This is a genomic window from Wolbachia endosymbiont of Pentidionis agamae (assembly GCF_036711655.1).
Classification (GTDB): domain Bacteria; phylum Pseudomonadota; class Alphaproteobacteria; order Rickettsiales; family Anaplasmataceae; genus JAZHPY01.
Map to the genome: position 1 here is coordinate 1 of NZ_JAZHPY010000019.1, position 13,015 is coordinate 13,015.

General features: G+C 30.5%; 14 protein-coding genes. 5 read left to right on the forward strand and 9 right to left on the reverse strand.

Going from position 1 to position 13,015, the window contains the following annotated elements; genetic code table 11:
- Together V6U76_RS01780 and V6U76_RS01785 are read left to right on the forward strand one after the other, a co-directional pair.
- On the forward strand, window positions 1-101 hold a 101-nt coding region (locus tag V6U76_RS01780), incomplete at its 5' end, for an SDR family oxidoreductase (protein ID WP_333023322.1).
- A 1,154-nt stretch (window positions 102-1,255) separates the two neighbouring features.
- Window positions 1,256-1,774, forward strand: coding sequence for a DNA-3-methyladenine glycosylase (locus V6U76_RS01785; RefSeq protein WP_333023309.1), 519 nt, complete (start codon window positions 1,256-1,258; stop codon window positions 1,772-1,774).
- A 5-nt stretch (window positions 1,775-1,779) separates the two neighbouring features.
- On the opposite strand, the gene V6U76_RS01790 is transcribed toward V6U76_RS01785, so the two are convergent.
- The 9 genes from V6U76_RS01790 to secB all read right to left on the reverse strand — a co-directional run bounded on the left by V6U76_RS01790 (window position 1,780) and on the right by secB (window position 10,791).
- Entirely contained in the window at window positions 1,780-1,950 is a 171-nt protein-coding gene (locus V6U76_RS01790) for a type IV secretion system protein VirB7 (RefSeq protein ID WP_333023310.1), read from the reverse strand.
- 31 nt (window positions 1,951-1,981) lie between these two features.
- On the reverse strand, window positions 1,982-2,650 hold the full coding sequence (locus V6U76_RS01795) for an alpha/beta hydrolase (protein WP_333023323.1): 669 nt from the start codon (window positions 2,648-2,650) through the stop codon (window positions 1,982-1,984).
- A 319-nt stretch (window positions 2,651-2,969) separates the two neighbouring features.
- Window positions 2,970-3,785: a 16S rRNA (adenine(1518)-N(6)/adenine(1519)-N(6))-dimethyltransferase RsmA gene (rsmA, locus tag V6U76_RS01800; protein WP_408647406.1), complete on the reverse strand. Its 816-nt coding sequence runs from the start codon at window positions 3,783-3,785 to the stop codon at window positions 2,970-2,972.
- A gap of 170 nt (window positions 3,786-3,955) precedes the next feature.
- The gene (locus tag V6U76_RS01805) at window positions 3,956-4,477 is read right to left on the reverse strand and encodes a hypothetical protein (protein ID WP_333023312.1); all 522 of its coding nucleotides are present in this window, start codon (window positions 4,475-4,477) and stop codon (window positions 3,956-3,958) included.
- 331 nt (window positions 4,478-4,808) lie between these two features.
- Window positions 4,809-5,918 carry an ankyrin repeat domain-containing protein gene (locus V6U76_RS01810; protein ID WP_333023313.1) on the reverse strand — a complete coding sequence of 370 codons (1,110 nt, stop codon included), beginning with the start codon at window positions 5,916-5,918 and terminating at the stop codon, window positions 4,809-4,811.
- A 101-nt stretch (window positions 5,919-6,019) separates the two neighbouring features.
- A complete protein-coding gene (dapA, locus tag V6U76_RS01815; protein WP_333023315.1) occupies window positions 6,020-6,901 on the reverse strand; it encodes a 4-hydroxy-tetrahydrodipicolinate synthase in 882 nt (293 codons plus the stop codon).
- A gap of 26 nt (window positions 6,902-6,927) precedes the next feature.
- Window positions 6,928-7,503, reverse strand: a complete 576-nt coding sequence (pdxH, locus tag V6U76_RS01820) for a pyridoxamine 5'-phosphate oxidase (RefSeq protein ID WP_333023316.1) — start codon at window positions 7,501-7,503, stop codon at window positions 6,928-6,930.
- Window positions 7,504-7,505: 2 nt separating this feature from the next.
- Window positions 7,506-10,289, reverse strand: a complete 2,784-nt coding sequence (locus V6U76_RS01825; protein ID WP_333023317.1) for an aconitate hydratase — start codon at window positions 10,287-10,289, stop codon at window positions 7,506-7,508.
- Window positions 10,290-10,323: 34 nt separating this feature from the next.
- The gene (secB, locus tag V6U76_RS01830) at window positions 10,324-10,791 is read right to left on the reverse strand and encodes a protein-export chaperone SecB (protein ID WP_333023318.1); all 468 of its coding nucleotides are present in this window, start codon (window positions 10,789-10,791) and stop codon (window positions 10,324-10,326) included.
- 142 nt (window positions 10,792-10,933) lie between these two features.
- On the opposite strand from secB, the gene V6U76_RS01835 reads away from it, so the two are divergent.
- Genes V6U76_RS01835 through V6U76_RS01845 form a run of 3 tightly spaced genes read left to right on the forward strand, consistent with a single transcriptional unit; the run spans window position 10,934 to window position 12,954 of the window.
- Complete coding sequence (locus V6U76_RS01835) at window positions 10,934-11,602, forward strand: Tim44/TimA family putative adaptor protein (RefSeq protein WP_333023319.1); 669 nt, start codon at window positions 10,934-10,936, stop codon at window positions 11,600-11,602.
- A 16-nt stretch (window positions 11,603-11,618) separates the two neighbouring features.
- Window positions 11,619-12,302 (forward strand): DNA polymerase III subunit epsilon, encoded by a 684-nt coding sequence (dnaQ, locus tag V6U76_RS01840; protein WP_408647405.1) that lies wholly within the window; start codon window positions 11,619-11,621, stop codon window positions 12,300-12,302.
- A gap of 34 nt (window positions 12,303-12,336) precedes the next feature.
- Window positions 12,337-12,954, forward strand: a complete 618-nt coding sequence (locus tag V6U76_RS01845; protein ID WP_333023321.1) for an SCO family protein — start codon at window positions 12,337-12,339, stop codon at window positions 12,952-12,954.
- The last annotated feature ends 61 nt before the right edge of the window (window positions 12,955-13,015 follow it).

Here is a 13,015-nt window from a genome sequence, read left to right on the forward strand (position 1 = left end):
CACCAGAAGAAGTAGCAGCTGGGGTTGTATTTTTAGCAAGTGATGAAGCAAGATATATAACTGGTACTACGTTACATATTAATGGTGGATTATTCATGTAATACTTCGTCTTGAAGGTCACACCATATTTAGAATATTTTTCTTTATCAGATTGTATATTGACTGCATTCAGTGTATAGTCAGGTTACAATTTTTTCATGAGAAATATCAGAATCAAATATATAACCCTTAATCTTACTAAATATAGAAGGTTGTTGAACTGAGAATATTACTGTTCTGCCTCTAATTTAGATTCCAATTAGATGTCGGAAAATTATTTTGTTGGTTATTGTTTTATTGATCATAATCTTTATTGTGTATAGATCTACTGTTTTTGTGACAATATCTATATATTACAATGATCGCAGAAAAAGGAAAGGAGTATAAGACTCAAAAATTTCTTATCTTTTACTTTATTTTCATCGGCAGTTTTATTATGTATGTAAATACACACTCAATATATGCTGTCATATTTTTTCTTCTATAAATAATTGTTCCATGGAAAATAAGCCACATGTAAAAAATATAGATAAACTTAAAAGCATCTTTTTGCTTGGAATTTTTAGGAAAATCTTTCATTATTATTTTAATAAAATATTTTTCATCTTTCGTAAATCTTACTATGCTATGTGCAACTTTATCTTGCTGAGGAAGATCACAAAAATAATTGAGACTACTAAAAAACTAAGTAGAAAGGAGTTAAGAAGTGTGATATAAGATAGATTTAAAATGTAACACAAAAGTGACAAAACACGGAAGAAATAGAGCCAAATTTTGAACCTAAAAAGTATACTACAAACCCAATTGTGGATTAGAAAACAGCGAAGAAAAGAGGGTAAATTCGGAGATATATAATAAAAAGAGTGCCAAATATTAATGAAAATATAACAGAATTATTTTGCTTTATAGACGATTTTTGAAGGCTATGAACAAAAATTTGCAGTCTACTACTCAAAAAAGGATCTCAAGAAATAAAGTTTTCAATAGTTGTCTATATGAGTTATACAAGAGGTCTACTGTAATTGGTTTGCTAAAAAGATTCAAAATCATTGCAGATCGCTATCGAATCGTAAAAAATATTTCTTCTTAAGATTCAACCCGATTGCTGCAGCTTATAATTTTGAGATTACTTAATGAGTTTTGAAAGAAATCTAATAACTTTAAATTAAGAATTCTGTACTATAGGTTTGATTAAAAAGAACAACTTATTTTCAAAGTGTGTAATACTATTATAAAACGTAACTTTTATGAACGTCCTACTTTAAAAGTCAGTGAAGAATTATTAGGAAAAACGTTAAAATTCCTACATTACATAGGAACCATAACTGAAGTTGAAGCTTACATAGGACAAGAGGATCCAGCATGTCATGCTGCAAGAGGTTATACTAACCGTACTTCAGTTATGTTTGGTATACCAGGTTTTTCATATGTATATTTCATATATGGGATGTATTTTTGTTTAAACATTGTCACAGAGAAAGAAGGTTTTCCAGCTGCAGTGTTAATACGTGGATTAAAATTGACCACACCAACTACATTAAATATTGATGGTCCAGGAAAGTTATGTAGAACATTAAATATTACAAAAGCAAACAATAATCAAGACCTAACAATAAACCATGATTTTTGTATATATGAATCTAACATGAAGCCAAATTACATATGTACCCCAAGAATAGGAATAAAAAAAGGAAAGGAAAAATTTTGGAGGTTTAAAATGGCACCTAATCTGTAGTAAAATTACTTTATCTTTTGCTTAATCCAATGCTCATTAACAGGATGTAACTCACAAGAAATACCATTACTCATGCTTATACACGGACTCTTAAGTCTACGCTGCTTCCATAAACAACCAGAAGATACAAAAACTACTGATAAAAGCAATAACATACACAAAAATCTTTTAAACATATACTCTAAATTATAAAATTAAATTGAGTAATCAAGCATATTCTTTTATTCTTCTCCTTACCCTTTTATTTATACCATCATAAGTTGTATTTTGTACAGAATCACTTAACCTTAACTTTATATAGTTATCTACAATAAAGTTAGCATCCTCAGCTGTATCACGAAAAAAATGATTAGACCCATCAACTACATGATACTGCATGTATTGACTTTTTGCTGAATTAATCAACCTGTTTGCTAAATTTGATACAGTGCTTTCTTCAGAAAAATTATCCTCTTTACCTTGTATTATGAGACCAGGCACCAAGCAAGGGGAAAAAAAAGAAAAATCATACTTAGTCACAGGAGGAGAAATAGCAATAAAACCAGCAACTTCTGGACGACGCATTGCAAGCTGCATAGCTACCCATCCACCAAAAGAAAACCCAGCAGCCCATACTACATTAGAATTAGAATTACGTTCCTGAAGCCAATCAATAGAAATTGCTGCATCAACCAACTCTCCTATACCACTTTTATCAAAAACCCCAGTAGATTTTCCTACACCACGAAAATTTATCTTTAAAACAGAAAAGTTATTTTTTACAAATGACATATATAGGTCATTCACAACTTGATAATCCATATTGCCACCTTGTTGTGGGCAATGGTGAAAAACCAATGCTAGCGGTGCATTAACATCTTGACTCTGATGGTACATGCCCTCTATCTTATCTGTTGCATTATTTACAAAAACTTCCACAAGAAAACTCCATATTAACTAAAATTCAATATACAAATTTTTGTTAATTATATCTTAATTTTACTGTCTATACAATAAGTTTTTACATATGGGTCATAAGCAACTCTTTCATAATATATCTCAAAATCTCTTTTGTGTAGCTAAGCTTATATTTGCAGGATCTAGAATTTAGAATAAATTTTACATCAGCATTTCATACTGATAAAATAGAATGATAATTTTAGAAATGCTGCTAGGCTTTTCAGTTGTAATTAAAATGCAGGTTGACTAAATAGCATTAAAAATAAAGATGAATTTTCTGATTAGAGAATAAGCTATTAGCTAATAAACAGAATTCTTTTATACTTAAATTTTCTGGTCGTTCATTTCCAGTAAGTCCAATGCTTTTAAATATACTATCAATGTTAGTAGTGAGCTTTTTTAAACTTGTTCTTAACATCTTTCTTCTTTGAGTAAAAACTATATTTAATATTTTATTTAAAGCTTTGATATCTATTTGAAATCTTTGAGTTTCTAAAGGCCTTACTGTTATAACCGAAGAATATACCTTGGGCTTAGGAAAAAATTCCTCAGGACTGATAATCAGCTTTTCTTCTATGTTGCATAGTAACTGACTAAGTATGGATAATGAACCATAAGCTTTAGAATTAGGTTTTGCTACGATACGGTCTGCTACTTCTTTTTGAAACATTAGTGTAAGATGTGTAAAATATTTTATATTGTTTAGCCATTTTAGAAATAATGCTACTGAGATGTTATAAGGTAAATTTGCAATAACTTTTACTGGTTGCTTCATTATTTCTTCTTCTTTCATAAAAAGAGCATCGGCTTCTACGATTTTATAATTATTTTGATAGAGAAGAAGTAAGTCACTATGCCATTTTATAAGAGACCTGTCTTTTTCTACAGAGAGTAAATATTTCGGATTACGCTTTAATATTTCTCTAGTTAATATTCCTCGGCCTGGGCCGACTTCTATAACATTAAAATGTTCTAAATCTTCAGCTAGATCTACTATCTTTTCTGCTGTTTTTTGTGAAAGTAAGAAATGTTGCCCTAATCCTTTTTTTAATTTCGTGAAAGTTGCTTGCATAACCTTTATATTCATAGTAGAGCACTACTCATATGCAGCATAAATTCCCTATCATGACTACAAAGTATTAAATTTTAACTATGTAGTATGATAAGATAACCCACTGAAACATACACATACCCACTATAAACCACATACAGGAAAATGTAATTACTATACCGTATATAGCTTTAATTTACTTTTTTACTCTTTGCTGAATAGTTCAATCTTGAGAATAAATACAACCCAATAAATAGCATTACGGTAACTATTGATGTATATGAGCACTTAAAGATTAAATCTCTAGCAAATATATTTAGACACTTATGCAGTGTAAATTTGTGTAATAGACCAACACACACAACAGCGCTATCAAGTACTGAACCAAGAGTTAAAGTAAAAAAATTTGCTATGTGAAACCCAAACTTTGATTTTAATTTATTAAAAATAATTATATTCAAGGAAAGGGATATTAAAATTGCACTATAAGAGATAAGTAACATTAGTGGACCTAAGTCTTTCCACTTTAGAATACAATTAAGTAATGTGCAGAATATCAATACATTAATAGCTTTTCTTTCATCATAAAGATTGACAATAGTATTTATTGTCAATGCAGAGCCTAAAAAGAAAGCAGCACATATTATTAACTTATTGGAAAAATTTAAGAAAAAAAGATTAGTAAATAGCGATAACATTAGTAACATAAACATATCATTATTTTATAAATAGATGCCTTACTATAAATCAAAAAATCGATAGGTCAAGTATTTTATTGTCTATAGAATAAGTGACTCTTAGATTATTCTATGCTAATTCTTTCACTATTTTTCATATTTACTTTCTTTCCTAAATTATAACACCATCTTGCAACACCTTTTCTTCTTATCACAATGCTGATAACCTAAATTCTAGATTAGTACATGAGATGATATTCCTGCTGCAATTAAATATTTTTTCATAAGATGTTCCTGCTTATCGCAGGGATATCTTTACATCAAGAGAGAAACTTGCTATTTAAATTTTAGCGCAAATGTAAATACACTAAATAACACAATTTTTTCCTTCGCTTTGTTGTTCGATTGAAATATTAGATAATTTGGAACTTAATTTTCCTTCTTCACATGAAGCATTTATAATATTTAATAAATCATGATAAGATAATTTATCATATATCAAATTTAAGCAGTCTGGACTCAACTTTTCCATCATGTTTTCACCTGACTCAATATGCCTAAATTTAGTACTCTTATTTAATAGATTTCCTAAGTTAGTTTTTCTTCTTTGAATGTCTGCTTCTACTTCCTTCGATATATCAGAAAAACTCTTCTTCCGCTTTTCTGTTGCTTCTCTACACTTTAAACGTTCTTCATTATCTAGCTGTGCTTCCTCACTTAGATATTCTTCCTCATTTTTCTCATAATTATGAATGCTACGTCTCGGATCTATTAATCTCTGATACTCAGTATGAGACAATGAACCTTTATCCTTATCTAATGCAAATCTACGAATAAATTTCTTACATATTTCTGTATCAGATGTAACAGATAATGGTGTACAATTAATCATAGAAATTGAAGCAGCTATTTCAACTCCACCATACATATTCCAAAATTTCTCTTTATTCTTACAAAATAGATCTAATATTTGTACAGTGATTACTTCTTCAATTTCAGCATAAGGATCAGCACCCTTTGAAAGTAAAAGCACTGTTGCATCAGTATAGCCATTTAAAGCAGTAACATGTAGTGGCGTAACACCATTTGATGTTTTTATATTAACATTTGCTCCACAATCTTCAATAAGAAATTTCATTGCTTTTACATTACCACTTTGAGCACTTTTATGTAATAATTTCTCATCTAAAGATGTCATTTTTATAGCATTATTGATACTATTGTTCTCTTTCGTTGCACGCTTTATTAATTCTTTAATATCTTGATCTTCTGAACTGCCATCTAAATGGATAGCAATTTCCATAAGAAACTCAATTACAAGAGGATCTATGAGATCATAGTAACCCCTCTCACCAGCCTCCTTACTAAGCGATACAATTTCTTTCATATATTTTTCTCTCTCTGAATCAGAGGGAACAAGGTGCCCTGCCTCAAATATCGCTTTTCGTAACTTGTGATTTAATTCTAACTTATCCATAAACAACCTCACATTTTAATTTAAGTAGATATATCTAATTTTAGATAAAAAAGTTAGTATAGTCAAGCACATTATGCTATTATAGAATATAAAATATATTTTTATGCTAAAAGTTGCTTCTCTATCACAACCTGCTCTACTGCTACTTGAGTGCTCTTGCTAGCTGAAGTAAGAGGTAATCTTAATTCCAAAGATATGTAAGGTTTTAATAAACTAAGCGCATATTTCACTGAAATAGGGTTTGTTTCACAAAATAGTATTTGATTTAATGGAAATAAAATATTATTTATTTCCATTGCTTCCTTAAATTTCTCCTCAAAAAATAAATTTTGCATTTTAGAGCAGAGCTTAGGAGCAACATTTGCAGTGACAGATACGCAGCCGCATCCTCCATGAATATTAAATATTAGTGCTGTAGTATCTTCTCCAGATAGAAGAGATATTTCTTTTTTTACTAAAAGTTTTATGTTCATTGGACGATTAAGATTGGATGTAGCATCCTTAATACCAACAACTCTTGGTAAGAGTATAATTCTTGCAAGATTATCATCACTAATGTCAACAGCACACCTGCTAGGAACATTATAAATTATAATTGATATATTAGTATTATCATGTATTATTTTAAAATATTCATATATACCTTTTTGTGTAGGTTTTAGATAATACGGTGTCACAACTAAGATAGCATCTGCATTTATTGATTCTAGATACTGTGCTCTTTTTATTGTCTCTACTAAATTATTTGATCCAACACCAACTATTATAGGAACTCTTCTGTTTGTTACATCTATACACAGTTTAGCTAATCTGGAATATTCTTCAAATGTTAAACTAGAAACCTCCCCAGTTGTACCACAAGGAACTAAGCCATGTACTCCCTCTTCTACTTGCCATTCAATTAATTTACAGAATGCATCTTCATCAATTTTACCTTCTCTAAACGGTGTTATGAGTGCAGTAAATACTCCTTTAAACAACATATTATTTGAAAAAATCTCACATCTATTTAAGGATATAATTGCTCAACTTTCCATTTATTTTTTTGTATAGCAGTATATCTCAATCTTATATGTCTTCTATGTTCTCCTGCTTGCCAAAATTCTATTACTTCTGCTTTAATACAAAATCCTACCCAAAAGCTTGGGCGTTGTATCTTCTTATCATGAAATTTCTCACGCATAAGATTTATGTCTTGTTCAAAATCTTGCAAGCTTTCCATAACATGAGACTGTTTTGAACACCAAGCACTGATTTGGCTCTCTCTTTCTCTCGAAGCAAAATATTTATCTGTTTTTTCTTCGTCTAATAATTTAACGTTTCCTTCTACACGCACTTGCGTGCCAAGCTCATTCCAATAAAATACTAATGCTGCTCTTGGATTTTCTTTTAATTCTTGTCCTTTACGGCTATTTATATTAGTAAAAAATACAAAACCCTCTGTGCTATATTCTTTTAATAGGACTACCCTTGCTGATGGTAACGCATTTTTATTACAAGTTGCAAGCACAACCGCTGTTTTTTCTTTAGATGAAACGTTTTCATACCATTTTCCAAATAATTCAATTGGGTTATCTTGGATCATATTTAAACATAGTTTTTTAGAATATAGCTAAGTAACCCACCTGATAACAAATATTCAACTTCTGATATAGTTTCAATCAAACATTTTAATTCTATAATCTCACTCAGTTTATCTTTTTTGTGAATTATACATTCCATATTAAAGCAAGGTCCAAGCTTTCCTGTAATACTAATTCCTTCACTATCATCAAATATCCTTCTGTCCATGTTGTTTTGAAACACTAGTGGTAAAACACCCATTCCAACTAGATTGGACCTATGTATGCGCTCAAAACTTTCAGCAATTACAGCTTTTACTCCCAGCAGTGAAGTACCTTTTGCAGCCCAATCTCTGCTTGAGCCTGTGCCATACTCCTTACCTGCAATCACAATTAACGGCACACTGTTTTTTTTATAACGCATTGCTGCATCAAAAATTGATATTATTTCCCCTGAAGGTACATATCTTGTATAGCCACCTTCAACATCAACCATCTCATTTTTTATTCTGATATTAGCAAATGTTCCACGCATCATCACATTGTGATTACCACGGCGAGATCCATAAGAATTAAAATCTTTAGGTTTAACACCAAGCTCTTTCAAATAAATGCCTGCAGAGCTATTTAAATTAATACTACCTGCAGGAGAAATATGATCAGTGGTAATGCTATCACCAAAAACTGCTAATTTTTGGGCATTTTCTATGTTAATAAAGTTATCTTTTTTTATCAATAAATTATCGAAATAAGGTGGATTTTGTATATAGTTACTATTTATATTCCAATTATAAATTTGGCTTTTTTCACATTTTATTTTTTTCCAGTGTTCATCTCCAGAAAAAACATCTTTATACTTTTTTATAAATGCTTCACGTGTTACTACTTTATTAACATAATCCTCGATTTCATAGTTTTTTGGCCATATATTTTTTAGATATACATCATCTCCATTTTTATCTTTACATATAGGATCTTTAGTTAAGTCAATTCTTACAGTACCAGCAAGCGCATACGCAACAACAAGTGGAGGAGATGCAAGGTAATTAGCTTTTACAAGAGAGTGTATTCTGCCCTCAAAGTTACGATTACCTGATAGAATTGATGCAACAGTTAAATTTTTCTCTTTTATACGGTCTTCTATTTCTTTACTCAGTGGACCAGAATTTCCTATGCATGTAGTACAGCCATATCCAACTAAATTAAAACCTATAGCATTTAAACTTTCTTGTAAACCTGATTTTTCCAAATATTCAGTTACAACTTTTGACCCTGGAGCAAGTGAGGTTTTTACCCATTCTTTAGGTTTTATTCCTAGCTTAACTGCGCTCTGCGCAACGAGACCAGCAGCAATCATAACATAAGGGTTAGAAGTGTTAGTGCAACTTGTTATTGCTGCAATAACTATACTCCCATCTTGTAATTCATTGTTATCACATAACTCGATTTTTGGAGGTATTTTTTTCGTGAGCATTTGATTATTTTGCTCAGATGCTGATTCATCAACGTATTCTGTGTCACTTATTTGTGATTCTTCTAAAAATCTTTTATCATCCAGAGAAAGTTCATCTTCTATGACTTGGTTAGTTGAATTTGTAAATGTTTTAGATAGAGACTTTGCCATTTGTGATAGAAAAACTTTTGCTATACTTGTTGTAAATGACTTAGAAAAAGATTTTGGTACTTGTGATAAAAGAACTTTGTCTTGTGGTCTTTTGGGTCCAGCCATTACTGGCTCTACTTCACATAAATCAAGTTCTAGTTTAGAGAAAAACGATATATTCTCATCTTTAGAACGCCATAATCCCTGTTCTTTAGAATACACCTCAACAAGTCTTATCAACTTTTTTGTGCGTCCAGTCAGATACAAATAATCTAAAGTTTTCTGATCTATTGGAAAAAAACCGCAAGTTGCACCATATTCAGGAGCCATGTTGGCTATAGTTGCTCTATCTGCAATAGATAAATCATCTAGCCCATCACCATAGAACTCTACAAACTTTCCTACTACTCCTTTTGTTCTTAAAATATTTGTAATAGTAAGAACTAAATCAGTTGCAGTCACTCCATCAGAAAGCTTACCTAATAATTTAAACCCTACTACTTCTGGAATAACCATATTAATTGGTTGACCTAGCATCACAGATTCTGCTTCTATTCCACCAACTCCCCAACCAAGAACCGACAAACCATTAATCATTGTAGTATGGCTATCAGTACCTATAACAGTATCAGGGTATATAACACCATTTTCATTACAAACGACTTGTGCTAAATATTCAAGATTCACTTGATGACAGATACCTGTACCTGGGGGTACTACTCTAAAGTTTCTAAAAGATGACTCTCCCCACTTTAAAAATTGGTACCTTTCTAGATTTCTTTCAATTTCTAGTTGAATATTTCTCTCTAGTGATGAACCACGACCAAAGCTATCTACTTGAACAGAGTGGTCAATAACAAGATCAACAGGCACGGATGGATTAATGTCACTAGGATTACCTCCACTATTTTTAACATAGCTACGCATTGATGCTAGATCTACAACTGCTGGCACTCCAGTAAAGTCCTGCATTAATACCCTTGCTGGTTTGTAGCTAATCTCATGATTGGTATGTTTACCAATAGAATTTGCAAGCATTACTATGTCAGTTAATTTTGTACTCTGGTTGCGAAGTAAATTTTCAGCTAAAATTTTCAATGAGCACGGTAATCTGTTTATATCTAACCCTAAAAAGTTAGCTGCAGACTTTAGGCTAAAATAATTATATAGCTTTCCATCTACATTTAAAGTTGCTTTTGAATCCATATTATAATTTTATACCAAATAACTTAAACATTAATTAATTTAGATTAGAATGACTATCCTTACTTTTCTGTTGTTCGTACATTGTTTCAAAATTTATAGGGTCAAGCATTAATGGAGGAAACCCTCCGCTGCTCGTAATCCTTGCTATTATTTCCCTTACAAACGGAAATAAAAAATTAGGTGCACCTACAAACAATATCTTTCTTAAGTTCTCTTCATCATAAATTTGAGAATTTTCTATTACAAATACACCACAATATTTAATATCACAAATGAAAGATTGTTTATCCTCAATCACTGCTTTTATTTCTATGTGTAAAGTAATTTCATGCAAAGATTTTGTTTCATCTTGATTTTCTGTTTCTCTGAGCCTTATAGAACTGATATTAACCATTACATTAATATCAGGAGCTTTATTAGAAAAAACAAATGGCGAGTTTGGATTTTCAAAAGAAAGGTCTTTTATATACTGACTATGAATTTTCATTTTTTGTTGTAACATGAATTCTCTCCCAAATTAGAATATACTGCTCTTTAAATTTAGAATATTTACATACGTATGTAATAAGCTATATTATTATATATTTCAAAGTATACTTACTAATGTTATATAATAAAACATTAAATTTTAAGATGAATTAGTCATGATAGAGTTTGCAATATATGCATTAGTAGCTGCACTCATTCTTTCTCGGTTATATAATTCTTTGGGTAAGTCACAGAATCCAAGCCTAAGAAAGATGCATGCGGTAATTGAAGATGTAAAGGTGAACAAAGAAAAAGAAGAAAGTTTATCAGATAATATAGATGATTACACAAATTCTTATAATAGGAGTAATATTAAAGATGTATTGTATCAAGTGCTTAAAAAAGATAAGAATCTTTCTATTGCATATTTTATTAAGGGCTCATCTAAAGTATTTGAATTAATTATTAAGCACTTTAGTGACGGCAATATTGAGCAAATAAAAGATCTTATGGTAAAAAATTTATATAACGATCTTACAAAAAAATTGAAGGTATTGCAGGAATCAGGCGATAATAAAAAATCCATAATTGTTTCCATTATATCACAAAAGATTATAGAGATTAAGTTGGTAAAAAACCTAGCATACATTGCTGTGCATTTTTTATCAGAACAAATTAACTTTACACAAGATAAACAAGGTAATGTTACTTTAGGCAGTAAGTCTAAGATCAATAAAGTTGAAGACATATGGCAGTTCCAAAAAAATATAGGTTCTGCAGATCAAAAGTGGCTGCTTGTTTCTATTAATTACCCTAACCCTCAAGCTACTGTTTGTAAACATTAGCAAGATGAGAGAAATAATGCTCGATACAGAAACAACAGGACTTGATACAAATTCTGGTCATCGCATTATCGAAATAGGATGTGTAGAATTAATCAATCGCATCCCGACAGGGAATGTGTTTCATCAGTATATAAACCCTGAAAGAAATATACCTTACCATTCTTTTAAAATTCATGGGATTAGTGAAGAATTTGTAAAAAATAAACCAGTCTTTTCAAAGATAGCAAAGTCTTTTTTAGAATTTATATCTAATGATATTCTAGTTATTCATAATGCAGAATTTGATATTAGATTTCTAAATATGGAATTACATAAAGTGAATACCGATCCAATTTTACATGATAGAGTAATAGATACGTTGGATCTAGCTAGAAGAAAATTCATTGGTTCTCCAGCGTCTTTAAATGCATTATGTAAGCGTTTTAATATTTCGCTAGATGGAAGAGAATTACACGGAGCATTAATAGATGCAAAATTGCTAGCAAAAGTATATGTCGAACTTACAGGAGGATTACAAAATCTTTTGTTTGAAAAAACAGATAAAGGTATGAGTAGTAAAAAAATTAATCCAAAATATATAAAAAATAACAGAACATATAATCAAAGGCAGCATTCTCCAAGCCAAGACGAGATTAAAGCACATAATAAACTTTTAACACAAATGAAAGATCCTTTGTGGTTGCAAAGAACTCTAGAATGACACATACTATAGTGAAAATTCAATTTATTGATTTATGATCAAGGTTATCAGAGTATTCTCAAGTGTGCTGGTTTTCTTTTCAATTATTTTTCTAGGATATTGCTATTTTACAGGACAAGGTATTTTTTCTGCAAGAACAAAAAATACAATCTCTACAAAAACAATAGATATAGGTGGTCATTTTTCATTGACTAACCATAACGGAAATCTTGTACACACTAGTGATTTTACAAACAAATACATGTTGGTTTTCTTTGGATTCTCTTCGTGCAAACGTATTTGTCCAATGCACCTTGGTATAATTTCTGAAGCACTTACAAAACTTGATCAAAAGCTTAATGAAAAATTGCAGGTGTTGTTTGTTACAGTTGATCCAAAACGGGATAGTGTAGAAAAATTAAGAGATTTTCAGCAACAATTTGATTCACGCATTATAATGCTTACCGGAGATAAAGATGAGATAGATAAAATTGCACTGAAGTATAAGGTATATGTAAGTAATACAGCCAATAATGAAGAGATCAATCATTCTTCAATAATATATCTTATTAGTCCTAATGGTGAATATGTAACACATTTTTCTCTTGATATTGATTCAAGTGAAGATCAAGCACAGAAATTGAGCGAAGGAATAGAACATTATTTGAGGTAATAAAATACTAAAAAATTTAATCTTTATTGACAAATAAAGATTATTATCTTAACATTAATTT

Coding starts and splice junctions, on each gene's coding strand:
- V6U76_RS01790 (WP_333023310.1), bottom strand. CDS start 1,950: ATGTTTAAAAGATTTTTGTGTATGTTATTGCTTTTATCAGTAGTTTTT.
- V6U76_RS01795 (WP_333023323.1), bottom strand. CDS start 2,650: ATGTACCATCAGAGTCAAGATGTTAATGCACCGCTAGCATTGGTTTTT.
- rsmA (WP_408647406.1), bottom strand. CDS start 3,785: ATGCAAGCAACTTTCACGAAATTAAAAAAAGGATTAGGGCAACATTTC.
- V6U76_RS01805 (WP_333023312.1), bottom strand. CDS start 4,477: ATGTTTATGTTACTAATGTTATCGCTATTTACTAATCTTTTTTTCTTA.
- V6U76_RS01810 (WP_333023313.1), bottom strand. CDS start 5,918: ATGGATAAGTTAGAATTAAATCACAAGTTACGAAAAGCGATATTTGAG.
- dapA (WP_333023315.1), bottom strand. CDS start 6,901: ATGTTGTTTAAAGGAGTATTTACTGCACTCATAACACCGTTTAGAGAA.
- pdxH (WP_333023316.1), bottom strand. CDS start 7,503: ATGATCCAAGATAACCCAATTGAATTATTTGGAAAATGGTATGAAAAC.
- V6U76_RS01825 (WP_333023317.1), bottom strand. CDS start 10,289: ATGGATTCAAAAGCAACTTTAAATGTAGATGGAAAGCTATATAATTAT.
- secB (WP_333023318.1), bottom strand. CDS start 10,791: ATGTTACAACAAAAAATGAAAATTCATAGTCAGTATATAAAAGACCTT.
- V6U76_RS01835 (WP_333023319.1), top strand. CDS start 10,934: ATGATAGAGTTTGCAATATATGCATTAGTAGCTGCACTCATTCTTTCT.
- dnaQ (WP_408647405.1), top strand. CDS start 11,619: ATGCTCGATACAGAAACAACAGGACTTGATACAAATTCTGGTCATCGC.
- V6U76_RS01845 (WP_333023321.1), top strand. CDS start 12,337: ATGATCAAGGTTATCAGAGTATTCTCAAGTGTGCTGGTTTTCTTTTCA.